The following is a 23,967-nucleotide window of genomic DNA, read 5'->3' on the forward strand; positions in this document are numbered from 1 at the left end:
CGGCTACTGAACTGCGGCGATAATGCTATCTATGGCCTGCACCACCTGCATACTGGCATCTTCCATCCGTTGCAGCGCCATTACCTGCTCTGTGGTGTCGCCGGCTGCGGCGTGTTCCAGCGCCAGGCGGCCACTCTCGTGCACCAATGCATGCGGCGCTTCCAACTCGCGGAAACCCGGGAGTGAACTATAGAGGCTGGCGCCTTGTCCTTCGTAGTACCACTTACCCAAACGGCAGTCATGGTGGCTGTTTACCGGCTGATCAAAACACTGGTTTTGCAGCAGTTCATAGATATTCTGCTTCCATACCGCATGATCCAGCTTGGTGGTGTTGAGGAAAGACACAGTCGCGGCATGGCTGATCACCTGCTGCATCTGCGCCGATTGCGCCAATACCTGAGTGACCACTGTGTCTATCTGCACCGCTGAGCTGGCCACTTCATCGGCGCAGCCTTGGTTGTCATCTGTCAGGGTTCGTATGCTTTCCGACTGAGTGATGATCTGCTGCACCAACTGCTCTATCTGTTGGCTGGCGTCACTGGCCTTGGCCGCCAACTGCCGGACTTCATCGGCCACCACGGCAAAGCCGCGACCAGCCTCTCCGGCGCGTGCGGCTTCGATGGCTGCATTGAGCGCCAACAGGTTGGTCTGTGCCGAAATACCCTGAATGGCGCTGACAAACTGGCTGATGCTTTGGGTACTGGTATCCAGCTGCGCCACTGTCCCCAGACTATGCTGTGACTGTGAACTGAGCAGATGGGCTCGCTCTCCCAGCCTGGCAACGGCGCTGCGGGTTTGCTCGAACAGGGCGTTGAGCTGCTCCAGCTTACCTTGCTCCTCAAGCAGACGTCCGGCGTCTTCGGCCATGGCCTCGCGTACCGATTGCAACATGAGTCCGCCCTGGTTCTGGCAGGCCAGCATGGCGGCGAAGTCGCGGTTTTGCGCCAGTGCCTGGTCCCTTTCCTGTTTGAGCTGCCCCAGTTGCAACTGCAATTGCTCCAGTGTCGTCTGGTGCTGCTGGCCCTGTTCCTCGAGCCGTTGTTTCAATGAATCTATCTGCCGGTGAAGACGATGGTTAAAAAGCATAAAACTTCCTTGGATACAAATAGTTGCATTCTATTTATGGCTATTTTAAGCATAGACTTTGGCCCGTTCCCTTGGCGGGATCAAGCTCTCATTTACAATCAATATATAAAAACGCCACCCTGAGGTGGCGTATCAAATCAGGCTTGGGCCTGCTGCATTCTCAGCAGCCACTTACCGTAGATATAGATGCCGACGGCGGAAATGGTGCCTATGGCGCCTATGATGTACCAGGCCATGCCTATGTTATGGCTCTGGTAGAGGATCTCGGTCAGCTCGCGGCCACTTTGGCCGGTGAACTCAACCAGTTTATGAAAGGCCTCCCCCTGCGGAATGGCGGCCACATCCTTCTGTGACATGCCCTTATCCAGCAGCATCTCACGGGAGAAGATCTCTTTGGAGGCAAAGATTTCATAGAGTTTGGGGCCGAAATAGCCTTCCAGGCCCCAGCCTATGCCCTGTGGCAACATCACAAAGCCGAGGTACATGGCCTTCTTGCCTTCGGGGGCAATATTACCCATAAACTCGTTCTTCTTTGGGCTTATCATCATTTCGCCGAGAGAGAACATGGCGATTGCCAACACGATAAACCAGGCCGCATGGGTGGCACCGATCAACACAAAGGCAAATATAGACAGCAGACAGCCGGCCAGCATGGCGCTGGTGATACGGTACTTGGCGGTCAGGGCGGCTATCAGGAAGCAGCTGGTCATAATCAGACCCGCGTTGAGGTTGAGCATGCCTTCCGGCATGACTTTGGTGCCTTCGTTGTTCAGCCCGAGCCAGAATTGCAGTATGCCATTACTGGTGCCTTCAGGGCCAAACAGGCTGGTGACAATCACGCTGGTATCGACCCATTCGGCGATATGAATAGGCAGCACGTCAAACAGGGAGTTGAACAGGAACCAGAAGCCGGAGAACACCAGCATATAGTAAATGACTACCGGCTTTTTCAGCTCGCTCCAGGCATCTTTCCAAAGCATTTCCTGCTTGAGTTCGCCGGACTTGATCTTACGTTGCCGCTCCAGGCGTTGCTCTTTACCCGGCTCTTTGTACGTCAGCAGGAACAGGAAGTTGAGCGAGATAATGGCGGCGCAGGCGTAGAACACATTGTCCCAGGACAGCTGCCGCATATGCACTGCCACCAAGGGACCAAGGAAGCCACCGATATTCACAACCTGATAGAAGATACCCCAGGCCATGGAGGTGTTGTTACGGTTGGTGGACAGCACCAGCGTTCCCTGGATGCCGGGCTTGAAGATGCCGGTACCGGCCGCCAGCAACATGGCGCCGAACAAAAAGCCCCAGAAGCTGGGGAAGAAGGCCATACAGAGGTAGCCACAGATCTTGATAATGGTTGAGGCAAAGATGGTCTCTTTGTAGCCGACCCTATCTGAGATCCCGCCGGTAAATACCGGCACAAAGGTCTGCAGTAAGGCCCAGACTGAAATAATGATACCGTAATCGCTGAGGCTGATACCTAGGCCACCTTCGGAAGCCGGTGCCTTGGCATAGAGTCCGGCACTGGCCTTAACGCCGTAGTAGGCGATACGTTCAACCAGTTCCATACCGCCGACCAGCCAGAAGATATAGCTTAAACTGGCGATGGAAGCCCACATCCCCAGTTGCTTGACTTCGCGCAGGTCATTGCCCGCACAGGAGTTGGAGTCGCTCATACTCTTCCCTTGTCTGTATTATTATGTTTGTAGGTCTTTTATCAATTGCAGGCTAATGCCTTGTATCAAAAAAGGTGATAACCGCGACACTTTACCCGCTTTACTGTCAAACACCAAAAAACAAGCCTGATCAAATTGGAAAAATCACGATCTGCCTGGCAAAAATTGCTGTTTACTTTTAACAATATTCATAACTTTCAAATCATTAACTTGGATAAGTGACTCATTCGCTTGCAGACCTTGCTATCTCCTTGTAGCTTGGAGTTTGTTTGAGCTGATACTGGAAAGTCTGCGGTGGCAATTGAGCGCGCCCAAGGGACTGAGTAAGGAGCTAAGATGCGAGTATTAACTGTAATGACTGTGGGCACTCTGTTACTGTTGGCGGGCTGCTCTGAAGAGGCGGCAAAAACCGAGTCCGAGAGTCTGAAAGATACTGTGGGAAGCCCTAATCCGGCAGCGGTATTTTGTGTCGAATCCGGCGGTAAGCTGGAGCTGGTTCAGGAACAAAAGGGCACTGTAGGCTATTGTCACCTGCCGAATGGCAGCATTGTGGAAGAGTGGACCTATTTTCGGGCCAATCATCCGGTAAATTGATTGGCCCGACTCCCTAAAAGGGGGTTAGAAACGGTAGCTGTAGGCCAGGTTGACAAAGTCGAGCCCTGGGTTGGGCTTGCTGAGGCCGGCATTGGAATAATGCAGGTAGGTGATGGAGACAGTCTGTTTGCGCTGACGGCCAAATTTGAAGGCAAAGCCCAATCTGTCTTCAAACTGATAGTGTGAGCCGACATCCTTACCGGCAAATTGGCTGTCATCCAAGAGGGCAAAGCCGATCCCGGCCTCGAGATAAAAGTCCAGCCATTGCCCCCTCATCAGCGGGTATCTCAATATGGGTGACATGGCCAGCACATGATTGACATCATGCTGGTTATCCTCGCCGTATTCCCAAAAGTTGATACTGGCTTCCAGGGTCAGTTCCAAATCTTCACTGATAGGTTTCAGGGTATCCAGATACAGCTGATAAGCCAGTTTGATACCGTTGGCCTGGCCTTCGCCATGGATATAGTTGATTGCCATGCCCTGTTCGGCGGCGTTGGCATCTCCCGGCAATAAACAGCCCGGCAATATCAAGCTGAGCATGAGTGTCAGAAGGGGGAATAGTCTCTGTGAGTGTTTCATCTCGTTTCTGCCTCTCGAATCAATGTCGGCAGTTTAAATCCGTAAAATTAGAAAAAATATCGCAATAAAAGCGAGTTAATTTTCTAAAAAATGGAATTGTTAGCCTGTGCCAAACCAAACTGTATTTGCTGGTAAAAGTAAACTAAGTGGTCAGGTTCAGCTGGTTCAAGCCAGTCGGATTTAATGCCTTAAGGGGTATTACAGAGGGAATATCGCTGTACTTGGTTATTTTAACCCTATAGTCATGCCGGGATTAGTCACTCAGACAGTGACAGTGTGTTGCATCTTGGCGGGCAATGCCGGCCAGCGAAAAGTCCGACCGATTGCGCTGCGAGAGGCTCAGCCAAGGGGCGGGCTTATGGCCCCTTGGGTTGAGCTAGTACAGCTGAGTGACCCATTGGTTAGCGAAATAGATTAAGTCCCATGGCGGCTTTGACATCTTGCAGTACAGCATCACTGATGGCTCTGGCTTCTTCCGTGCCCCGCTGCAGTATCGCCAGCAGTTGCCCCTTGTCTGCCATAGCCTGACTACGCCGTTCACGCATGGGCGCGAGTAACTCCTGCAGGCAGTCATTGAGTATCCGTTTGCACTTCATGTCCCCGAGGCCACCTCGGCGATAATGGGCCTTGAGCTCGGCTACCAGCGCCTTGTCCGGGTGGAAAGCATCGAGATAACTGAACACCGTATTGCCCTCGACTCTGCCCGGATCTTCCACCCTCAGATGGTTGGGATCCGTATACATGGAAAACACCGCTTGCTTGAGTTCGTCACTGCTCATTCCCAGTTCTATGGTGTTGCCAAGGGATTTGGACATCTTGGCCTTGCCGTCGAGGCCTGGGAGGCGGCCTGTGTCACTGAGAATTGCCTGACACTCCTTGAGCACTTCAGCCCCCACCAGATTGTTGAAGCGACGGACGATTTCATTGCTTTGCTCCAGCATGGGCAACTGATCTTCACCCACAGGCACATGAGTGGCGCGAAAGGCGGTAATATCGGCGGTCTGACTGACGGGGTAGACCAGAAAACCCGCCGGAAGGCTGCGCTCAAAGCCTTTTTGCTGGATCTCCGCCTTGACTGTGGGATTGCGCTCAAGCCGGGCAACCGTCACCAAGTTCAAGTAGATACAGGTGAGTTCCGACAGCGCCGGTAGCGCGCTTTGCAGGCAAAAACGTGTCTTGGCCGGATCCAACCCGGCCGCCAGGTAGTCGGCCATGACTTCGAGAATATTGTCGGTCACCTTGGCCGGGTTATGGCCGTTGTCGGTCAAAGCCTGATAGTCGGCGATCATTACGTTCTGATCGAATTCGTCCTGAACCTGGACTCTTTGCCTGAGCGAACCGACATAGTGGCCGATATGCAGTTTGCCTGTGGGTCTGTCGCCTGTGAGTATGATCTGTTTCATCTTGTTCTCCTTGAAATTGCCGGAGCCATAAGACGTACAGATACACAAAGGCCGCCTTATGGCGGCCCGGAAGATATGATTTTACCTATGTTTAATCCTGACACCGCCGGTTTGGGCTGCGCCACCAAGTCTGTTGCATGAGCAATGAGTCGATTGGGGAATACATAGGATTAATCAAAAATACATTTAAAGACCCAAGGATAGTAAGTCCTGAGTCTGTGTTATGCAAGTCAATTAAAGGTCGGTTTTTTGTCAGGAATTTGTGCCAGGTCAAGCATTTTTTTACCGTAAGGTATAAGGTTAAAGCGTAGTCACTCGGCAAGTGAGAGGTGCTTATGATGCGGTCCTTGTTTGCTGGCAGATCTTGGCTGTTCCTGGGTATTGGCGCCAGTCTGCTGTTGTCGCTGGGGGTTGTGGGACGCTTTCCCGAGCAGGTGATGCAACTCAACCCCCTGATGCTGGTAGCCAGTCTGCTGGTGGCCGTTGGCGTCGGTGTCTGGTCAGCGCAGCTTGGCGGTAAAGCCTTGTGGGCGGTGCCGCTCTCGTTTGTGCTGGTGATGTTAGCCGGTACCCTGATGGCACAAACCTCGGTGGCGCTTATCGTCAGCAAGTCCTTTGTCCTCCTGTCCATGTTTGTGCTCGGCATGTTGATTGCCGGTAATATCTGTTTTGCTACCCATATCGCCGCGGCCATGGTCGCCATGTTGGCATTCGCCCATGGCTACACCCTGGGCAGCGCCAATCTGGGCGTGGCCGACTGGACCCTCAGTGGTTCCAATTTGTTTTTGGGCTATCTGGTGGGAATAGGCGCGACAGTATTGATCCTCAGCATGGTGGGGGAGGTAACCTGTAAAGTGCTGGCCAAGAAGCAGCTGCAATACGTGCTCGGCACTTGTTTGTTGCTGGCCGGCTTGATGATGGTTGTGGCAGTGTGACGGAGCAGAAACAACAAGGGCAAGTTCAATGAACCTGCCCTTGAGTCTTTGTGCCGCTTGGGTAGCGGTTTGATTGGTCGGAGCGACAAGATTCGAACTTGCGACCCCTGCCTCCCGAAGACAGCGCTCTACCGGGCTGAGCTACGCTCCGACTCTGGAATCAGATGGTAAGTGAAGCTTAATTGGAAAAATGCCAACCAGGCCGCAAAATTATTCTCCGATGTGAGCTGGATAGTTGAAGCGCTGAAAAAATCAGCATGCTATTAGCACTGGCTGAGCTCGATGATTCTGCTTATCAGGGCATAGAGGCCGTTGCTGCGGGATGGGCTCAGTTGCCCCTCCAAACCCAGTTGTTTGAGATAAGCCTTGGGCTCAAATTGCGCCAGGGTTTGGTTGTCGCTGTTATTCACCGCATGCAGCAACAAGGCAATCAGCCCCTTGACGATACGGGCCTCGCTGTCGGCAATAAACAGATGCTTGCCCTCGACTTGGCAGTGGTAGAGCCAGGCGGCGCTTTCACAGCCGCGTACCCGGGCGGCTTCTGTTTGCAGCTCGGGTGGCAGGGCCGGCAACAGCCTGGCTCCTTGCATCAACTGGCGGTATCTGTCCTGCCAATTATTGGCCGAGGAGACGGCTTCAAATAAGTTGGCCAGGGGCGCCTGGGTTTGCTTGGTAAATTGGATAAAGTCGGCAGCAGTGAGTGTTTCTGTCATGGTTCAATATCCCAGTAGCTCGGCGCTTGCCCTCAGGGCATCGAGAAAACGTTTGATATCTTGCTCATCAGTGTAGATCCCCACAGAGGCCCGGCAGCAGCCCTTGATACCCACCAGCGACATCAGTGGCATGGCACAATGATGGCCGCAGCGTACCGCTATGCCTTGTTGATCCAGCAGTATGCCTACATCCTGGTGATGCTCACCCTTGAGGTTAAAGGCCACGGCGCCCAGATTATCCCCGTGGGCGGCGTAAAGTTCGACCCCGGCAATGGCGGATAACCCCTGTTGCAGCTGGTTCAGCAGTTTTTGTTCGGCAAGTGCCAGGGCTTGTCTGTCCTGCTGTTCGAGAAAGGCAACGGCCTCTCCCAGACCTATGACCTCGGCTATCGGCGGGGTGCCGGCCTCGAGGCGGTTGGGCAAGTCGCCAAATGTACTGTCTTGGAAACTGACGGTTTTTATCATCTCACCGCCGGTCAGCAGTGGCTCCAAGGTGTCGAGCAATTCATAGCGGCCCCAGAGTACGCCTATGCCGCTGGGGCCATACATCTTGTGGCCGGAAAAAGCATAAAAGTCGCACCCCAGTTGCTGCATATCCAACTGCAGATGGGCGACGGCCTGGGCACCATCCACCACACTGATGGCGCCGGCGGCGCGAATATCCTGACACAAGGCTTGTATGTCATTGACCGTACCCAATACATTGGAAACATGGCTGAGGGCCACCAATTTGGGCTTTTGCTGGAGCAGCAGACTAAAGGCCGCCTTATCGAGGCGCAGATCTTTATCCAGCGGAATGGGTTCCAGCCTGGCACCACTGCGTTTGACCAGTTGTTGCCAGGGCAGCAGATTGGCGTGATGAGCGCAGCTGTCGACCAGAATGAGGTCATCCTTGCCAAAGCGCTTGCCAAGGCCCCAGGCCAGCAGGTTGATGGCTTCGGTGGTGCCGTGGGTGAAGATGATCTCTTCCCGCCGGGCGGCATGGATAAAATGTTGCAAGGCATCACGCACAGCTTCGTAGGCCTGGGTCGCCCGGGCGGAAAGCTGATGGGCCGCTCTGTGCACATTGGCGCAATCTTCACGGTAAAAACGCGCCATAGCTTCCAGCACCCGCCGGGGTTTTTGGCTGGTGGCGGCCGTGTCGAGATAGACCAGGGGATAATCCCCCAACATCTGGGTGAGCGCGGGAAACTGGGCGCGCAACTGTGGAGTGCTCATTGCTGTGGATCTTCAATCAAAAGGGCGCACAGATCTTTATGGATTTGTGCGCCCAATGCAAGGCGAAATATCTCAGCCCTTAAGGACAGGGCAGGCGAAATCGGCTCGACAGCGTGTTGATTTCACCGAGCAGTTCATCACTCAGCTTAAGCTGCGAGGCGGCAATGTTCTCCTTTAACTGCTCCAGATTGGTGGCGCCTATGATATTGCTGCCCACAAAGGGACGGGAGTTGACGAATGCCAGTGCCATCTGTGCCGGGCTCAGGTGGAATTTTTGGGCCAGCTTGACGTAGGCCTCGGTGGCCTCAAGCGCCAACTCGGTGCCGGTATAGCGGGCGAAGCGCTTGAACAGGGTCAACCTGGCGCCTGCTGGCCACTGACTGTCGAGATACTTGCCTGTGAGAGTACCGAAGGCCAATGGCGAGTAGGCCAGCAGTGGTAACTCTTCGCGGTGGCTTATTTCACTCATGCCCACTTCAAAGCTGCGATTCAGCAGGTTATAGGGGTTCTGGACGCTGACAATTCGCGGCAGGCCATGTTTTTCTGCCAGTTGCAGGTATTTCATCAGGCCCCATGGGGTTTCGTTGGAAACCCCGATATAGCGCACCTTGCCGGCGCGGATCACTTCGCTCAAGGCTTCTAGGGTATCCAGGATGGGGGTCATCGACTCCTGCTCCTGCTGCTCATAGAAGAGTTCGCCGAAGAAGTTACAGTTTCTGTGGGGCCAGTGGATTTGATAGAGATCGATACAGTCTACGCCCAGGCGCTGCAATGATGCATCCACCGCTAGCTGGATATTGCGCCAGTCCAGTGCCATCTTGCTGCGGATATAGTCACTCTTGCCGCCGGGAGCCGCCACCTTGGTGGCAATCACCAGGTTGTCTCTGTTGCCGCGGGCCTTGAGATAGGCGCCAAGGATGCGTTCGGTTTCACCCTGAGTCTCGGGTTTTGGCGGCACCGGATACATCTCGGCAGTGTCGATAAAGTTAATCCCTTTGGCTAGGGCCATATCCAACTGGGCGAAGGCGTCGGCCTGGCTGTTTTGCTCGCCCCAGGTCATGGTGCCGAGGCACAGTTTGCTCACTTCCAGAGTGGAGTGGGGGATACGTCTGTATTCCATTGAAAGCTCCCGCTAATTTCCTTATCTGCAAGCTAACAAGTGACAGAGGTTGATTGTCAATAAATAAAACTGTTTTCGTGTCACTTTTGTTGTTTTTCAGTTTGTTGAGCGGGAGGTGCAGGAATGGGAAGTATGGTTTGGATTTCAATCTGTTGCATAACACCATCGCTGATGAATCAATCAAGGGAGAGGTGGCAATTGAGGACTTTGGGCAGGCGAACAGCCGAGTTAACCGATTGCCAAAGTCACACTCCGGGAATAGCTGCAGCAATCACAGCGGCATTGCATCTATTGTGTTGGTGCGCTTTTTAGGCGTGGGCCGTAGCTGCCACCAGAGCCTCCGGTGGCAGCGGCTTGCTTGGTTAGAGGCTTGCTCGGCTAGAGTGTCAGCAACATGGGAATTTCACAGGCGCTGTGGCCGGTATTGCCAAGGGGCTTGGGCAGGACGGTAAAGCCCAGACTGGCGTAGAGGCCGAGCGCTTCCGGCAACAGTTTGGTGGTTTCCAGATAACAGGCCTTATATCCCTGCTCGCGGGCAAAGCTGAGACATTGCAGTGCCAAACGGCGGGAGAGCCCCAGGCCTCGCACTATGGGCATAAAGTACATCTTCTGCAACTCACACACCCCCCTTTCGCCGGGCAAGGGTGCTATGCCGGCACCGCCGAGCAATTGCTGCTGTTTTTCAATTACCCAATACCGGCTGCCTGGCTGCCCATATTGGCGACTCAGGTGATCCAGGGTCGGGTCGGCCACACTGTAACCCTTATCGGGAGTCAGGCCATATTCGGCCGATACAGCACGTATCACGGCGGCCAGCCCGGCATCGTCTGCCGCCTGTAGTGGCCTGATTACCACCCCCTGTTGGCTCTTGGCTTTGGTAATCGCCTTGTTGTAGCAGCGCAGGCTGGCTTCCAGCTGGGTCACTTCGCTCGGTGCCAACTGGGCAAGAATGTCAGCAAATTGATTATCCTGCTGGTTATCCAGCTGTTTCAACATCTTATGCCCGGCCGGAGTCAGACTGACCTGCAGACAACGATTGTCTCTGGGATTGGCCTTGGTTTGGGCCAGTTGTTTCTTGACCAGATGACTGACGGCACGACTGGCATTGGATTTATCGATATTGAGCAGGCTACTCAGTTCTTTAATGCTGAGATCTTGCTGTCCCAGCTCCAGCAGTGTGTGTGCCTGCACAGGTGTCAGCGGCAGTTGCCCGCAGGCACCGGACAACATACCCAGCTGCCGTACCAGATGACGTGACAGGTGTCTGAGCACAGGGCTAACCTGGGCCAGTTCATCCTGAGAGGGTTCCTGGCGATTGCCCGGCTCTTTAACATCAGGCTTGGATGAGCCCGAATTTAGCGGTTTTGTACTGAGGGACATCTAAGGGGATACCTCGCAAAAAGATAAAATGGTTGCGATAAGCAACTAATGCTGAATTCAAGTTAGCTCAGTCTGTATCTATTTGCAACAGCTGGGTTTGGTAATTGTCCCGCATTTACACAGGTCGCTTGGGAAAGATTGAGGTGGGGCGGTCAACAACACCGCCGTTATTAATAACAGCGGTGACTGGTATCAGTAAAGCTCCGGGTAACGCAGTGGCGCCGATGCGAGCAGCAAGGCCGAGTGATAAATACTCTCGCGAGTAGCATGCCCCTGGGTCAAGAGCCCTATTGCACCACCTGCCTGTTTGACATTGACGGTATTGAACAGCGAATCCATCACATCCCCCAGTTCTTCACCGGCCTTGAGCGCGGCATAAACCTTGGGCGGCAGGGGCAGGTGAGCACTGCGGCCGACGCAGAGGCGTTCTTTGGTGGCTATGACGACATAGGCAAAGGTGGCCGGCCCCTGGGGAAAATCATCCACCCCACCTTCCATTGCCAGATAGTAATCGGCATCTGCATTCGCCTTGCACCATTCCACCCTGTTGATGGCTCCCTGGCGGGTATCGGCATCTGTCATGGGTTGCTCCGCCACACCGGATGGCGCCTTCATGGCTTGGCAGTGGATTTCGGCGTCGGGATGCAGGGCGCGAACCGCATTCTCGGCGGCTTTGAGTTTTACCGGGTTGGTAGAACCCACCACTATCTGTAACTGTTTTTGTTTCATGTTTGTTTATTTGGTGGATCTTTAATGTGGACGACTGTTTAAATCATTGTTTAAATGGTCGGAGGTGCGACCTTGAGTTGGGCGTCATTGTGACGCGCCGTAAATCACAACGCAAGGTACACCGAGGGACACGACATAAGCGCCATGACAGACCCGTATGGCTTTTGGGGAGTTGTATTGTTCAAGGGGCTGGGCCTTGTCGGATAAATGGCATTAAAAAAGAGATAATTATAATGAAATTCAACAAACTCATGTACGCCATGGGGCTGGCAGGCACCCTGGCACTCGTTGGCTGTTCGGATGACGACAATGATCAGAATCCGCCTCCGGTCGACAACACACTGCAGGCATTTGCACCGGACGGCAAGCTCTCGGTCAGCGTTCGGCGCACCAGTTTCGGTGTACCTCACATTCAAGCCGACAATTTGGAAAGCCTGGGATTCGGTAACGGCTATGTGCAGGCGCAGGACAATCTGTGCATCCTGGCCGATGGTTTTGTTAAGGCCAACTCAGAGCGTTCCATGTATTTCGGCCCCCATGCCAGCCTGGACTTCACCACAGGGATCCCGGCCCGTGAAGACAATGGTAACCTGATCTCCGACTTTGCCTACAAGGCGCTCAAGGTCAGAGCTCAGGCCGAGGCCAAATGGCCTGAATTCAGCGAAAACTCCCGGGCACTTATCAGCGGGTTTGTCGCCGGCTACAACCGGTATTTGAGCGATGTGGCCGAAGGCAAGCAACAGGCTGAGCCCTTCTGTGCCGGGCAGCCCTGGGTCAAGCCTATTGAACCTGAAGATGTGGTGACCTACCTGTTTTCAATTGCCCTGTTACCGGGGGCGGCCAACTTCCTGGATCTGATCTTTTACGCCAATCCGGGTGATGGTGATGAATATTTGCCGCGAATAGTCGGCCCGGCTCCTGCCTCTGCCGCCCAGACCGCTTTTGTCAATGACATCAACAGCAAGCTGATTGCCAGAGCCGCCAATATTGCCACCCCGGAGACCAACCCGGGTGAACTGGGCTCCAACGGCTGGGGCCTTGGCAAAGACAAGACGGAAAACGGCAAGGGCATGGTGCTGGGGAACCCGCACTTTCCGCATACAGGTAACCTGAGGTTCTGGCAGTCCCATGCCACCATTCCCGGACACCTGGATGTGATGGGCGGCTCTCTGGTCGGCATGCCGGGCCCAATCAATATTGGTTTCAACAAAGATCTCGCCTGGACCCATACTTTCTCCACCGCCGAACATTTTGTGGTCTATAACCTGGAGCTGGTTTCCGGCGACCGAATGCAGTATCTGTTTGATGGTGAGCCTATGCCTATCAGCAAGGAAACCGTGCAGGTGCTGGTCAATGCCGGTCCGGCGGGTATGCTGGTAGCCGAAAAAGATATTTATACCACTCCCAAGGGACCTATAGTCGAAGCGCCTGCCACCCAGGCACCTTTTGGTTGGGATGATGGCCAGGCCTTTATGTTGCAGGATGCCAACATGGCGACCATGGATCCCGTGGATCACTGGCTGGCGATGAACATGGCCGCCAACAAGCAGGAGTTTGTGCAGGCATTTAAAGACTATGACGGCATGATCTTCAATAACACCATGTATGCCGACAGGGAAGGCAACGCCTTCTATATCGATGACTCTACCGTGCCTGGATTATCCGAGGCGGCTGTGGTATTGCTGAAGACTTCCCCTGAGATCAAGGCGGCCAAGGCGCAGGCAGGCTTTACCATATTGCCGGGCAATACCTCACTGTTCGCCTTCGATGGCCCCACGCCTTTCGAGCGGGCGCCCAAGTTGGAACGCACAGACTTTGTGCAAAACTCCAATAACTCCTTCTGGTCTACCAACCCGGCCGAGCCGCTGGAGTATTTCTCCCCCATGTATGGCCCGGAGCGTGGCCAACTGAGCATGAGAACCCGCATGGGGCTCAAGCTGCTTGGTGATGCCGCCGGTAGTGATGACAAGTTCAACCTGGATGAACTGGAGGCGGCAGTGCTCAACAACCGCAGCTATCTGGCCGAAATGGTTTTGGATGATCTGATTGCCCAGTGTGAGGCCAAGGGCAGTGAACCTGTAATGGTCGGTACCCTTGCCAAGGATATCAGCGCTGCCTGCGCGGCGCTCAAGGCCTGGAATGGTCATCAGGACAACGACAGTAAAGGCGGCGCTTTGCTTCGGGAATTCGCCCACCTGTTCAATGACAAAACCATGTTGACCCAAGGCTTTGATTATTTGCAGCCGGCGACCACTCCCACAGGGCTGAGTTCTGACGGTTCGGCGCTCACCGCGCTGGCACATGCCGCACTCAACCTGGAAGCGGCCGGTTTTGCCGTCGATGCGCCCCTTGGCAGTGTGCAGTTTGTCGAGCGTTCATTGCCGGATGGCAGCGCCAGTGGTGTGCGTTTGCCCTGGCCCGGCAGTCATCATGCCGAGGGTGGTTTCAACGTATTTTCCACCAAGACCAGTGGTGACGATACGCTTATCCCGCAGCACTCTTACGCTCCGGCAACCGATATTCTGAGCGGTAAAGCGCTGGATTCCGGTCTGAGCGCCAAGGGCTATCAGGTTCGTTATGGTTCCAGCTGGATGATGGCGGTGAGCTTTACCGATGAGGGCCCGGAGGCGAGAGGGATACTGACCTACTCAGAGACCAGCAATATTCTGCGTCCCGAGTTTGCCGATCAGACCGCGCTCTACTCCAGTGAGAAACGTTTCCGCCCCTTGCTGTTCAAAGAAGCGGATATTGATGCGGCAACCGTATCCAAGATGGAACTGACACTCGAGCGTTAAGCGCTATTCTTTCAGCTTCAATGCCGCTCATCTCGATGAGCGGCATTTTTTTACTTGTGGTTGCCAACTCAGTCAAAGTGGCCTGGCTAACATGAAAACCTATATTTGCGCTGAACTTAGGCAGGCTTTTCCTCGTACATGAGGTAGTGGCTCTGACTCATGCCCAGTGATTGGTAAGTTTGTTGGGCACGGGTGTTTTCCTGCTCCACATAGAGCCTGAAGCTGGCAGCCCCACCTTGCTTTTCGGCCAGCGTCTTGACCTCCTGATACAGGGCGCGATAGATGCCTTTTTGTCTGTGCTCCGGCTTGATATAGACGCTCTGGATCCAGTAGTAGTCTGCGGCGCGCCAGTCACTCCACTCGAAGGTAACCATCAAGGAGCCTGCGATTTCACCTTCGATTTCTGCTACCAGATAAAAACCTTTGGCGGGATTTTCCAGCAGGGTGCTGACGCCTCGGCTCAGGGTGTCACTGTCCAGTGCCAATCCTTCGGTTTCCTGAGCCATCGCCTGGTTGAAAGCCACCAGGGCCTCGGTGTCTTTTGGGGTACCTTTTCTTATTAGCATAGTTATTCCTTTGAGTTCTGTTTGCTTGAATGCTCGTAGGGGCGGGCACAATTTATCAGCAGTCCTATGTTGGTGCAAAGGGGGGACTGGATTAAAAGTCGTCATTTCCGGTTTTACCTGGATTACCCTGGCTCGGCTCAAGATAACGGCTCAAGGTAACTCAAACCTGCAACCGGGCAGCGTGATACAGATCATCCTTGCTGCAGGCGAGCTGTGCTAAACTCGCGCACCGGCCTTGATGTCTGATCTCGGCCATCCGCCAAGGATATGGCCCCTCTCTTTTTCAAATATCAAGGTTTACACATGTCAAAACACCAACCTTCACTTGTCGGCCGTCTATGGTCACGCTGGTCGGGGCTGCCGCTGTGGCTGAAAATACTGATAGGTATGGTTCTGGGGATGAGTACCGGACTGATACTGGGTAAAGATGCCATCTATCTCAAGCCCATAGGGACTCTGTTCGTCAACACCATCAAGATGCTGATAGTGCCATTGGTGTTCTGCTCGCTGATAGTGGGTGTGACCTCAATGCAGGATACCGCCAAGATGGGGCGGATAGGTTTCAAATCTTTTGCCTTCTATCTGGGGACCACTTCCATTGCCATCAGCCTGGGGTTGATAGTCGGTTCAGTCATACGTCCGGGCTCAGGGCTGAATATGACCCCTGAGGTCGGTACCGAAAAGGCTACCCAGGCGCCTTCTGTAATGGAAACCCTGATCAACATAGTGCCCACCAACCCGGTATCGGCTCTGGCCGAAGGGCAGATACTGCAGGTGATAGTATTCGCCGTGGCACTGGGGATAGCCCTGGTGTTGATTGGTGAGCATGGCAGGCCAGCGATTCGTGTATTCGAGAGCCTGGCGGAAGCCATGTACAAGCTGACCGATATGGTAATGAGTCTGGCGCCCTATGGGGTGTTTGGCTTGATGGCCTGGGTGGCCGGTGAGTACGGCATGGAGATGCTGCTGCCGCTCATTAAGGTGATTGTTGCCGTTTATATCGGTTGTTTCCTGCATATTGTCGGCTTCTACAGCCTGGTATTGAGTGTGTTTGCCCGCCTCAATCCACTGCAGTTCTTCAAGGGGATCAGCAATGCCATGGCGGTCGCCTTCACCACATCCAGCTCGGCGGGAAGTCTGCCTGCCAGTATGAAGTGTGCCAGCGAATACCTGGGAGTGAACAAGAAGATTTCCAGCTTTGTGCTACCGCTGGGCACCACTATCAACATGGATGGTACCGCCCTCTATCAAGGGGTGACCGCGCTGTTTGTGGCTCAGGCTTTTGGGATGGATCTTACCTGGGTCGATTACATTACCATTATTCTGACCGCGACCTTGGCTTCCATAGGTACTGCGGGTGTGCCCGGTGCCGGCTTGGTGATGCTGACGCTGGTGCTGACCACTGTAGGCTTACCGCTGGAAGGGGTGGCGATAATTGCCGGTATCGACCGTATTCTGGATATGGCCCGAACTGTCGTTAATGTGTCCGGCGACTTGGTGGCAACCACTGTGATTGCCAAGTCGGAAAATGAGCTGGATATAGAGCACTATAACGCTGATATGCAGCAGAGTGCTCTGATAGCCGAGCAGAATGCCGTCAGCGCTGCAGAGGAAGGGCGCAGCTGAATTTTGCAATATGAGCGCGACTGAGAGTGTGTTGCAGTCATTAAAAAACCGCCGGAGGGCGGTTTTTTAATGACTTGAGGCAGAACTCAGAGGCTGCTGAGTTGCAGTAACACCTTGCCGTCATCGCTTTTGAGCAAGAGTTTGCCATTGCTGACTTCACCTTGGGTTACCTGAGGCAAAGCTTGCATCACCAGTTGCTCCTGGGCCATCAGGGCATCGACACAGGCTTTCATTGTGCTGCCGGCCGGGGAGAGTTTCAGCTTCTGACCTTCCTGGGAATAGGTTCCGAAGAAGTTATTGCAGCTGTTGTTGCCGGACAGTTTGCCGTCATTGGTAAAAACCAATTGGGCAGGGCTGTAATCTATAGTGGGTTGCCCCATAATGCTTTCTACATGCCAGCTGCCTTCCAGTGGCAGATACTGACCTTGGGTATCCGGGGTGGTTTGGCATGCAGCCAGACCAAATAGCAGCGCAGCGGCTACGAAGGTTTTCTTAATCATGGTCATTTTTCCATTAGTCTATTAAGCCTCTATAGTGTGACAAGAATAGCGCGGATTAAAAAGGGGGAGAAGGGTGATATCCAGGGCTAACTCAGTGATAGGCCTTCTGAAATTGTTACATTGGATAGGTGTGTTAATGCTGCTTGGCGGCATTGGGCTTTACATGTTGACCGATATGGCACTTGAGGTCAGCGGAATGTTGACCATTGCCTCACTGATAGGCTTGGGGTTGGTATTCATGTCCCCTTATCCTGTGGTTATTTTTATCCAATGGGCCAAGGCTCAGGATCAAAAACCGCAATAATCGCCCAAGTTCGCAGCTTGGTTTACTCAACATAAGCGGCTTATCCCGGATTGGCGTTAAGTTTTATATTGCAGCAGATCTTGCTCTGCCTGTTCCAACATGGGTGAGAGTTCGAAGTGGGAGTCCGGTGCAAAGAAGCTTTGCCCCACCAATAACTGCAGGCCACAATCACTGCGGCTGACCTGCTTTTTCAGGCGACTGGCGAGGATATCCAGGTGCGCCTGGCTGTCCACAAATGCCAGAATAATGAACTGGTTGTGATTCAATCGGGCACATATGTCGGCTTCGCGCATGTTCTCCAGTATCACCCTTGCCAACATTTTCAGGGATTGATCCTGCTGCAGTCCGCCAATGCGGTTTGAATCCAGCTCCTTGCCTTCCAGCAACATAAGCCCGGCATGGGAGCCCAAACGGCGACTGAGGCTCAGTTGCCTCGGCGCCAACAGATTAAAGCCTCTGGGGTTGAGCATACAGGTGAGTTCATCCTGCAGAGATAGAGACTCCAGCTGCTCCATCAGTTGCAACTGTCCAAGCTCGGCCTTGAGCAGCACCAGCATAGGCTCGAGCAAAGACTGCAACTGCTCTAATGCCACCTTGGGTTTGCCATTGAGGATCAGTAATTCGCCAAACAGCTTGCCATCGGACCAATGAAGTGGGTACTTGATGGTCTCCGCCGGGTTAGCTGCAAAGTGTTGCAGCAGGGAGGCGATACCTTCAAATTCAGTTGGGATTTCAGCCGCCGGGCTGTGGCTCAGGACCTGCAGCTTGGTATCTGGCATATGTTGCAGTAACAGCACAGTTTGGGCGTGAAACATCTCTCTGACAGTAACCAAGCGACTCTGCCAATGGTCGAGCTGCAAAGGGTCGTTGGGATGGTCTCTTAAGCTGCTGGTTCTTTCCGTCAGTTGCGCATGCATATAGTTATAGTATTTGTGATGGCAAGGATTGCCTCAGAATACCCAACTGCGTGCGTTAATAAAATGAAAAAATTCGGTTATTGGATCTGGGTCTTTTTAACGTCTCTTCTGTGCTTTGAATCAAGGGGCTCATGCTTCTTTCTTTTGCTGTTTGGATGACTTGAGTCCAGCCCTGGCACTTTCCAGCATAGGCGCCAGCTTGGCGGCAGAGTCAGGGCTGAAAAAGCAACTGCTGGAGTCCAGTTGTAATGGGGCCGAAAACTGGTTCATCTGCCGCTCAAGGCGTTTGATGATATGCTCCAGATCCCGCTCCAGATCGACAAACACCAGCAGGACATATTGGCTGTCGTTATAGTGGGCAGCGATATCTGCGGTTCTTATGGTATTGAGGATCAGGTTGCCGAGTTCTCTATGGTGACGTGCCAGCGTTTCGGCATCCATATTCATCCCGGGTATCAACTCGAAAAAAATAATGCCTGAATGAGCACCGAAGCGGCGGCCGAGATTGAGCTGCCTGGGTGCCATCATGATAAAGCCGTAGTGGTTGAGTATGCCGGTCTCCCGGTCACGCATGGACAGCGACTCAATTCTGTGACTCTGGCATAAGAGCGCCAAGTCTTGCTGCAGCAGAATTTGGAACGGCTCCAACATATAGGGGCTGATGTGTTGCTGTTCGTTGGCATGGGCATTGATGACACACAGGCAACCGAATACCGAGCCGTCGGGCCAGAGCACTGGCCGGGATAGAATCCCCAGGACATTGCTGAACTCTTTTGGGTTGTCATCATTGGTGGAACGGGTGAGATCCAGATTAACGCCCTCGGGTGGGCTATCGACCATACGCTGGAATACACTTTCATCTGCAGAGAATACCTTGCCGGGCGGGAACCTGTGGCTGGCATCGGCGGCGCTGACAATGACTTCGAATCCCTGATCTGTCTTTTGCAGCACAAAGACTTTGTCGGCCTGGTAGTAACGTTTCATTAGCTCACATTGATGCATCCAGCGAATAAGGTTGAGTCTGTGGCTTTCATTTTCCAATAGGCTCTTGCCTGGGTCTATGGTATCCGGGAGCATATCTCTTCCTGAGTCGAGTGGCTTAAGTTCAACTTTAAGTGTGGAAGCAGTATGGGAATTTCGCAAATCGAGTGCGGCTGCAACAGGCTTTGGCTATAATGCGGCTTCTTTTATTGCTGAGCCTTTTTGATGCCAGAAACCATGCAATACCGCCAGGCTGAGGCGGCCGATGTTGAGACGATTGCCAGCCTGGAGCAGCGCTTCGGCCAGGATGAATTGAGTGCCAGAGAGCGTACACGGGGCATGCAAGGGCAGGGCTTTTCGGCCAAGGAGCTTGAACCTCTGGTGGCCGCCGGTCATGTGTGGTTGGCGTTGGACGCGACTAAGGTAGTCGGTTATCTGATAACCGGCAGTTGGGATAAACTCAAGCATTCGCCTTTGTGTCAGGCCCTCAGTCGGCAACTGGCCCAGAATCGCTTTGACCTGGGGCTGAACTGGCAGCAGACTCTGCATTACGGCCCGGTTTGGGTGCATCCTGAATATCGTGGCAAGGGCGTGTTTGATAAGCTTTACGGCGCCGCCAGAGCCAACATCAGTGCGCCTTGGCTGGCACTGATCGCCGAGGACAACGAGGCGTCTATACGAGCCCATAGCAGGGATGGCCGCATGCGCACCCTGGACTTTGTCACCCTTTGCGGCAGGGATTTTTATCTGCTGCTGGGCTAACAGCCGCTTTGACGCGGGAGAGCAAGATGCAAAACACGCCAGAAACCCTACTGCAAGCCTGTGAGTCGCTAAGGCTATCTGCCTGGGATAATGTCAGATACCTGGTGTCTGTTTTGGCGCTGCAGGGCGAACAGGCAAAGGCCTTTGAAGCCCAAATCGATGGCAAGCCGCATTATCTGCTGCAAGCCTTGGGCGTCTGTTTCGACTGTGGGCGCAGCAACAGTTATCAGGTGCAGATCCGTCTGTTGACCGATACCGAATTCACTCCAATGAAAGTGTTGGATATCACGCCGCTATCGGCCGAGCAGTTGGGTTACCTCTGTATGGAAACGGCCCATTTCGATCACTGCTACTGAGTGTCAGTTCGACAGATATAAAAAAACCGCCCTGAGGCGGTTTTTTTGCAAGCTGAGTCTATTACAGACCTGCGTCGGCGCGCAGGGCTTCAGCCTTGTTGGTTTGCTCCCATGGGAACTCATCACGGCCGAAGTGACCGTAAGCGGCGGTGCCTTGATAGATGGGACGCGCCAGATCCAGCATCTCGGTCAGGCCGTATGGGCGCAGATCGAAGTGCTGACGAACCAATTGGATCAGCAGCTCTTGCGAGACTTTGCCGGTACCGAAGGTTTCCACACTGATGGAAGTCGGTTCGGCCACACCAATGGCGTAAGACACCTGGATTTCACAGCGATCCGCCAGACCGGCAGCCACTATGTTCTTGGCAACGTAACGGGCAGCGTAAGCGGCGCTACGGTCAACCTTGGATGGGTCTTTACCTGAGAAGGCGCCACCACCGTGACGGGCCATGCCGCCGTAGGTATCAACGATGATCTTGCGACCGGTCAAACCACAGTCACCCATAGGGCCACCGATAACGAAACGGCCGGTTGGGTTGATGAAGTACTTGGTGTCCTTATTCAGCCACTGGGCAGGCAGTACCGGCTTAATGATGGTTTCCATCACGCCTTCCACCAGATCCGCCTGACTGACGCTGTCGCAATGCTGGGTAGAAAGTACCACGGCATCGATACCGACAATCTTGTTGTCTTCGTAGGCGAAAGTCACCTGAGACTTGGCGTCGGGACGCAGCCAAGGCAGAGCGCCGCTCTTGCGTACTTCGGACTGGCGCTTAACCAACTGGTGAGCATAAGTGATAGGAGCCGGCATCAGCACGTCAGTCTCATTGCTGGCGTAACCAAACATCAGACCCTGGTCACCGGCACCCTGTTCTTTGGGATCGGCACGGTCTACACCCTGGTTGATATCGGGGGACTGCTTACCGATGGCGTTCAGTACCGCACAGCTGTCGGCATCAAAACCCATATCTGAGTGGGTATAACCTATTTCGCGAACGGTTTTACGGGTCAGCTCTTCAATATCGACCCAGGCAGAGGTGGTGACTTCACCGGCTACCAATACCATACCTGTCTTGACCAGGGTTTCACAGGCTACACGGGCCTTGGGATCCTGAGCCAGAATCGCGTCGAGTACCGCATCAGAAATCTGATCGGCGATTTTATCTGGATGTCCTTCTGAGACCGACTCAGAGGTAAACAAGTGTTTTGCCATAATTCGGAAAATCTCGTCTGTGGAATTCAAACGTGTAGAAGCATCTACATCTAGACGGCCATTTTAGTAGAATTCGACTTGGATGACACCCCTTGTCGCAAATATTTGTGCGCCATGGCGCAGGAATCGGCTCAAATGACTCAAATCTTTTTTTACTGTTTTCAGCTATTTTGCTGAAATTTATCAGATTCATCTGTATCTGAATCTAGACTTTTCCTCTGGCAATTCAGCCTTGGCATTTGCGTTGAAAGCGATCAGCGGACAGGCAAGTTGACAGCTTTGTGAGCGGCAGGCTTCGCAAATGAGGCGCAAATGTAAACACAAAGCAAAGCTTGGGCTGCTTTTGGCGCCGTGGGTGGACGAATTTTATTTGCGTCCTTCTGCCCGGTAGGGGAAAATATGGCTCCATTTTGCCCAAGACCTCTAAGATCAAGCAGGAGAGAGCATGTCTTCCCGTAAAGAACTCGCTAACGCTATCCGTGTTTTAAGTATGGACGCTGTCCAAAAGGCCAATTCCGGCCACCCCGGTGCTCCCATGGGGATGGCAGATATCGCCGAAGTCCTGTGGCGGGATCACCTCAAGCACAACCCTGTGAACCCTCAATGGGCTGACCGCGACCGCTTTGTGCTGTCAAACGGCCATGGTTCCATGCTGCATTACTCACTGCTGCATCTGGCGGGTTATGATCTGGGCATTGAAGATCTCAAGCAGTTCCGTCAACTGCACTCACGTACTCCGGGCCACCCTGAATATGGTTATGCTCCCGGCATCGAAACCACCACAGGGCCTCTGGGCCAAGGTATCACCAATGCCGTAGGTATGGCGATTGCGGAAAAGACTCTGGCGGCTCAGTTTAACCGTGACGGTCACGATATTGTCGATCATCATACTTATGTCTTCATGGGTGACGGCTGCCTGATGGAAGGTATCTCCCACGAAGCCTGCTCTCTGGCCGGTACTCTGGGTCTTGGCAAACTGATCGCCTTCTGGGATGACAATGGTATCTCTATCGACGGTCATGTTGAAGGCTGGTTCAGTGATGATACCCCCAAGCGCTTTGAAGCCTACGGCTGGCATGTGGTCGCCGGTGTCGACGGTCACGATCCGCAAGCTATCAACGCCGCCATCGACGCCGCCAAGGCCGATCCGCGTCCATCGCTGATCTGCTGCAAGACCATCATAGGTTACGGTTCTCCCAACAAGTCAGGTTCTCACGATTGCCACGGTGCGCCGCTGGGTGATGCTGAAATCGCCGCCGCCCGTGAATTCCTGGGCTGGAAGCACGACCCATTCGTGATCCCATCTGAAATCTATGCCGCCTGGGATGCCAAGGAAGCCGGTAAGGCCGCCGAAAACAGCTGGAACGACAAGTTCGCTGCCTATGAAGCCGCTCACCCTGCGCTGGCCGCCGAGCTCAAGCGTCGCCTCAACGGTGAACTGCCAGCCAACTTTGACGTCGATGCCAAAGCCTATATAAAGCAGCTGCAGGCCAATCCTGCCAATATTGCTTCCCGTAAGGCCTCGCAAAATGCCCTGGAAGCCTTCGGTAAAATGCTGCCGGAATTCTTAGGGGGCAGTGCCGACCTGGCGCCTTCCAACCTGACCATGTACTCAGGTTCCAAGCCTATTTCGGCCGAAGATGCCAGCGGCAACTACCTGCACTATGGTGTGCGTGAGTTTGGTATGACCGCCATCATCAACGGTATTGCCCTGCACGGCGGGTTTGTACCTTACGGCGCCACCTTCCTGATGTTTATGGAATACGCCCGTAATGCCATGCGCATGGCTGCGCTGATGAAGGTGCAGAACATTCAGGTCTATACCCACGATTCCATCGGTCTGGGTGAAGACGGCCCGACTCACCAACCGGTTGAGCAGATTGCCTCGTTGCGTATGACTCCCAACATGAGCACCTGGCGCCCATGTGACCAGGTAGAATCTGCCATTGCCTGGAAGTACGCCATAGAGCGCAAAGACGGCCCAACTTCACTGATCTTCTCGCGTCAGAACCTGATCCAGATGCCACGCAGCGCCGAGCAATTGAGCGATGTGGCCAAGGGCGGTTATGTGCTGGTGGATTGCGAAGGCGCGCCTGAGCTGATCATCATTGCCACCGGCAGCGAAGTTGAGTTGGCGGTTAAGGCACAGGCTGAGCTGGCTGCTACTGGCGCCAAGGTGCGTGTGGTTTCTATGCCATCTACCGACGTATTTGACCAACAGGACGCGGCTTATAAAGAAGCCGTACTGCCAGCCAATGTCACAAAACGACTGGCAGTGGAAGCGGGCATAGCCGATTACTGGTATAAATATGTGGGCCTGAACGGTCGCATTATTGGCATGACCAGCTTCGGTGAGTCAGCGCCTGCCAATCAGTTGTTTGAGATGTTCGGTTTCACTGTAGATAAAGTGGTTGAAGCCGGTAAGGCTCTGCTCGCCTGAGCCGCGCCTGCCTGATTGGAAATGACTGTGCGGCAACCAGGCAATGGAATGCCGCACAGGAAGTGCAACGGCCT

General features: G+C 53.8%; 22 protein-coding genes and 1 tRNA gene. 8 read left to right on the plus strand and 15 right to left on the minus strand.

The genetic code is table 11. The features are described from left to right. Positions 1 to 3: 3 nt before the first annotated feature. The gene (locus E1N14_RS04530; RefSeq protein WP_062793428.1) at positions 4 to 1,086 is read right to left on the minus strand and encodes a methyl-accepting chemotaxis protein; all 1,083 of its coding nucleotides are present in this window, start codon (positions 1,084 to 1,086) and stop codon (positions 4 to 6) included. Positions 1,087 to 1,223: 137 nt separating this feature from the next. Beyond that, positions 1,224 to 2,759: an MFS transporter gene (locus E1N14_RS04535; protein WP_028780202.1), complete on the minus strand. Its 1,536-nt coding sequence runs from the start codon at positions 2,757 to 2,759 to the stop codon at positions 1,224 to 1,226. A gap of 336 nt (positions 2,760 to 3,095) precedes the next feature. Between E1N14_RS04535 and E1N14_RS04540 the strand changes: the two genes are divergently transcribed. Further along, positions 3,096 to 3,353: a putative hemolysin gene (locus E1N14_RS04540; protein WP_025010001.1), complete on the plus strand. Its 258-nt coding sequence runs from the start codon at positions 3,096 to 3,098 to the stop codon at positions 3,351 to 3,353. 24 nt (positions 3,354 to 3,377) lie between these two features. Here the strand turns inward: E1N14_RS04540 and E1N14_RS04545 are convergent, their stop codons facing one another. Next, positions 3,378 to 3,935 (minus strand): acyloxyacyl hydrolase, encoded by a 558-nt coding sequence (locus E1N14_RS04545; RefSeq protein WP_081782896.1) that lies wholly within the window; start codon positions 3,933 to 3,935, stop codon positions 3,378 to 3,380. A gap of 401 nt (positions 3,936 to 4,336) precedes the next feature. Next, positions 4,337 to 5,338, minus strand: a complete 1,002-nt coding sequence (gene trpS, locus E1N14_RS04550) for a tryptophan--tRNA ligase (RefSeq protein ID WP_025010003.1) — start codon at positions 5,336 to 5,338, stop codon at positions 4,337 to 4,339. A 335-nt stretch (positions 5,339 to 5,673) separates the two neighbouring features. Between trpS and E1N14_RS04555 the strand changes: the two genes are divergently transcribed. Beyond that, the gene (locus E1N14_RS04555; protein WP_025010004.1) at positions 5,674 to 6,273 is read left to right on the plus strand and encodes a HupE/UreJ family protein; all 600 of its coding nucleotides are present in this window, start codon (positions 5,674 to 5,676) and stop codon (positions 6,271 to 6,273) included. 74 nt (positions 6,274 to 6,347) lie between these two features. Here E1N14_RS04555 and E1N14_RS04560 read toward each other — a convergent pair. The 6 genes from E1N14_RS04560 to yjjX all read right to left on the minus strand — a co-directional run bounded on the left by E1N14_RS04560 (position 6,348) and on the right by yjjX (position 11,433). After that, positions 6,348 to 6,424 (minus strand) — tRNA-Pro (locus E1N14_RS04560). 112 nt (positions 6,425 to 6,536) lie between these two features. Continuing rightward, positions 6,537 to 6,986 (minus strand): SufE family protein, encoded by a 450-nt coding sequence (locus tag E1N14_RS04565; protein ID WP_025010005.1) that lies wholly within the window; start codon positions 6,984 to 6,986, stop codon positions 6,537 to 6,539. Between the two features lie 3 nt (positions 6,987 to 6,989). Continuing rightward, a complete protein-coding gene (locus E1N14_RS04570; RefSeq protein ID WP_025010006.1) occupies positions 6,990 to 8,204 on the minus strand; it encodes an aminotransferase class V-fold PLP-dependent enzyme in 1,215 nt (404 codons plus the stop codon). A gap of 79 nt (positions 8,205 to 8,283) precedes the next feature. Further along, positions 8,284 to 9,324 carry an NADP(H)-dependent aldo-keto reductase gene (locus E1N14_RS04575; RefSeq protein ID WP_062793426.1) on the minus strand — a complete coding sequence of 347 codons (1,041 nt, stop codon included), beginning with the start codon at positions 9,322 to 9,324 and terminating at the stop codon, positions 8,284 to 8,286. Between the two features lie 378 nt (positions 9,325 to 9,702). Next, positions 9,703 to 10,704, minus strand: coding sequence for a bifunctional helix-turn-helix transcriptional regulator/GNAT family N-acetyltransferase (locus tag E1N14_RS04580; protein ID WP_081782897.1), 1,002 nt, complete (start codon positions 10,702 to 10,704; stop codon positions 9,703 to 9,705). Between the two features lie 192 nt (positions 10,705 to 10,896). Continuing rightward, entirely contained in the window at positions 10,897 to 11,433 is a 537-nt protein-coding gene (yjjX, locus tag E1N14_RS04585) for an inosine/xanthosine triphosphatase (RefSeq protein WP_025010008.1), read from the minus strand. A 233-nt stretch (positions 11,434 to 11,666) separates the two neighbouring features. On the opposite strand from yjjX, the gene E1N14_RS04590 reads away from it, so the two are divergent. Beyond that, positions 11,667 to 14,228, plus strand: coding sequence for an acylase (locus E1N14_RS04590; protein ID WP_062793425.1), 2,562 nt, complete (start codon positions 11,667 to 11,669; stop codon positions 14,226 to 14,228). Between the two features lie 116 nt (positions 14,229 to 14,344). Here E1N14_RS04590 and E1N14_RS04595 read toward each other — a convergent pair whose 3' ends face one another. Beyond that, positions 14,345 to 14,794, minus strand: coding sequence for a GNAT family N-acetyltransferase (locus tag E1N14_RS04595; RefSeq protein WP_025010009.1), 450 nt, complete (start codon positions 14,792 to 14,794; stop codon positions 14,345 to 14,347). Between the two features lie 303 nt (positions 14,795 to 15,097). On the opposite strand from E1N14_RS04595, the gene E1N14_RS04600 reads away from it, so the two are divergent. Further along, entirely contained in the window at positions 15,098 to 16,420 is a 1,323-nt protein-coding gene (locus tag E1N14_RS04600) for a dicarboxylate/amino acid:cation symporter (RefSeq protein WP_062793438.1), read from the plus strand. Positions 16,421 to 16,506: 86 nt separating this feature from the next. Here the strand turns inward: E1N14_RS04600 and E1N14_RS04605 are convergent, their stop codons facing one another. Continuing rightward, positions 16,507 to 16,920 (minus strand): META domain-containing protein, encoded by a 414-nt coding sequence (locus tag E1N14_RS04605; protein WP_025886935.1) that lies wholly within the window; start codon positions 16,918 to 16,920, stop codon positions 16,507 to 16,509. A gap of 94 nt (positions 16,921 to 17,014) precedes the next feature. Between E1N14_RS04605 and E1N14_RS04610 the strand changes: the two genes are divergently transcribed. After that, positions 17,015 to 17,224, plus strand: coding sequence for a hypothetical protein (locus E1N14_RS04610; RefSeq protein WP_234520348.1), 210 nt, complete (start codon positions 17,015 to 17,017; stop codon positions 17,222 to 17,224). A gap of 56 nt (positions 17,225 to 17,280) precedes the next feature. Here E1N14_RS04610 and E1N14_RS04615 read toward each other — a convergent pair whose 3' ends face one another. Together E1N14_RS04615 and E1N14_RS04620 are read right to left on the minus strand one after the other, a co-directional pair. Further along, positions 17,281 to 18,141 carry a GGDEF domain-containing protein gene (locus tag E1N14_RS04615; protein ID WP_025010011.1) on the minus strand — a complete coding sequence of 287 codons (861 nt, stop codon included), beginning with the start codon at positions 18,139 to 18,141 and terminating at the stop codon, positions 17,281 to 17,283. Positions 18,142 to 18,270: 129 nt separating this feature from the next. Next, on the minus strand, positions 18,271 to 19,218 hold the full coding sequence (locus tag E1N14_RS04620) for a deoxycytidine triphosphate deaminase (RefSeq protein WP_025010012.1): 948 nt from the start codon (positions 19,216 to 19,218) through the stop codon (positions 18,271 to 18,273). A 129-nt stretch (positions 19,219 to 19,347) separates the two neighbouring features. Here E1N14_RS04620 and E1N14_RS04625 point away from each other — a divergent pair, with 129 nt between their 5' ends. After that, positions 19,348 to 19,884, plus strand: a complete 537-nt coding sequence (locus tag E1N14_RS04625; RefSeq protein ID WP_025010013.1) for a GNAT family N-acetyltransferase — start codon at positions 19,348 to 19,350, stop codon at positions 19,882 to 19,884. Positions 19,885 to 19,910: 26 nt separating this feature from the next. Continuing rightward, positions 19,911 to 20,240: a hypothetical protein gene (locus E1N14_RS04630; RefSeq protein WP_025010014.1), complete on the plus strand. Its 330-nt coding sequence runs from the start codon at positions 19,911 to 19,913 to the stop codon at positions 20,238 to 20,240. Positions 20,241 to 20,301: 61 nt separating this feature from the next. Here E1N14_RS04630 and metK read toward each other — a convergent pair whose 3' ends face one another. Continuing rightward, positions 20,302 to 21,453: a methionine adenosyltransferase gene (gene metK, locus E1N14_RS04635; RefSeq protein WP_025010015.1), complete on the minus strand. Its 1,152-nt coding sequence runs from the start codon at positions 21,451 to 21,453 to the stop codon at positions 20,302 to 20,304. A 445-nt stretch (positions 21,454 to 21,898) separates the two neighbouring features. On the opposite strand from metK, the gene tkt reads away from it, so the two are divergent. Beyond that, positions 21,899 to 23,893: a transketolase gene (tkt, locus tag E1N14_RS04640; protein ID WP_025010016.1), complete on the plus strand. Its 1,995-nt coding sequence runs from the start codon at positions 21,899 to 21,901 to the stop codon at positions 23,891 to 23,893. Positions 23,894 to 23,967: the final 74 nt, after the last annotated feature.

The organism is Shewanella algae (assembly GCF_009183365.2).
GTDB classification, from domain to species: domain Bacteria; phylum Pseudomonadota; class Gammaproteobacteria; order Enterobacterales; family Shewanellaceae; genus Shewanella; species Shewanella algae.

Coding starts and splice junctions, on each gene's coding strand:
- E1N14_RS04530 (WP_062793428.1), bottom strand. CDS start 1,086: ATGCTTTTTAACCATCGTCTTCACCGGCAGATAGATTCATTGAAACAA.
- E1N14_RS04620 (WP_025010012.1), bottom strand. CDS start 19,218: ATGCTCCCGGATACCATAGACCCAGGCAAGAGCCTATTGGAAAATGAA.
- E1N14_RS04595 (WP_025010009.1), bottom strand. CDS start 14,794: ATGCTAATAAGAAAAGGTACCCCAAAAGACACCGAGGCCCTGGTGGCT.
- E1N14_RS04630 (WP_025010014.1), top strand. CDS start 19,911: ATGCAAAACACGCCAGAAACCCTACTGCAAGCCTGTGAGTCGCTAAGG.
- E1N14_RS04570 (WP_025010006.1), bottom strand. CDS start 8,204: ATGAGCACTCCACAGTTGCGCGCCCAGTTTCCCGCGCTCACCCAGATG.
- E1N14_RS04545 (WP_081782896.1), bottom strand. CDS start 3,935: ATGAAACACTCACAGAGACTATTCCCCCTTCTGACACTCATGCTCAGC.
- metK (WP_025010015.1), bottom strand. CDS start 21,453: ATGGCAAAACACTTGTTTACCTCTGAGTCGGTCTCAGAAGGACATCCA.
- tkt (WP_025010016.1), top strand. CDS start 21,899: ATGTCTTCCCGTAAAGAACTCGCTAACGCTATCCGTGTTTTAAGTATG.
- E1N14_RS04540 (WP_025010001.1), top strand. CDS start 3,096: ATGCGAGTATTAACTGTAATGACTGTGGGCACTCTGTTACTGTTGGCG.
- E1N14_RS04580 (WP_081782897.1), bottom strand. CDS start 10,704: ATGTCCCTCAGTACAAAACCGCTAAATTCGGGCTCATCCAAGCCTGAT.
- E1N14_RS04555 (WP_025010004.1), top strand. CDS start 5,674: ATGATGCGGTCCTTGTTTGCTGGCAGATCTTGGCTGTTCCTGGGTATT.
- trpS (WP_025010003.1), bottom strand. CDS start 5,338: ATGAAACAGATCATACTCACAGGCGACAGACCCACAGGCAAACTGCAT.
- E1N14_RS04535 (WP_028780202.1), bottom strand. CDS start 2,759: ATGAGCGACTCCAACTCCTGTGCGGGCAATGACCTGCGCGAAGTCAAG.
- E1N14_RS04605 (WP_025886935.1), bottom strand. CDS start 16,920: ATGATTAAGAAAACCTTCGTAGCCGCTGCGCTGCTATTTGGTCTGGCT.
- E1N14_RS04615 (WP_025010011.1), bottom strand. CDS start 18,141: ATGCATGCGCAACTGACGGAAAGAACCAGCAGCTTAAGAGACCATCCC.
- yjjX (WP_025010008.1), bottom strand. CDS start 11,433: ATGAAACAAAAACAGTTACAGATAGTGGTGGGTTCTACCAACCCGGTA.
- E1N14_RS04565 (WP_025010005.1), bottom strand. CDS start 6,986: ATGACAGAAACACTCACTGCTGCCGACTTTATCCAATTTACCAAGCAA.
- E1N14_RS04600 (WP_062793438.1), top strand. CDS start 15,098: ATGTCAAAACACCAACCTTCACTTGTCGGCCGTCTATGGTCACGCTGG.
- E1N14_RS04575 (WP_062793426.1), bottom strand. CDS start 9,324: ATGGAATACAGACGTATCCCCCACTCCACTCTGGAAGTGAGCAAACTG.
- E1N14_RS04590 (WP_062793425.1), top strand. CDS start 11,667: ATGAAATTCAACAAACTCATGTACGCCATGGGGCTGGCAGGCACCCTG.
- E1N14_RS04625 (WP_025010013.1), top strand. CDS start 19,348: ATGCCAGAAACCATGCAATACCGCCAGGCTGAGGCGGCCGATGTTGAG.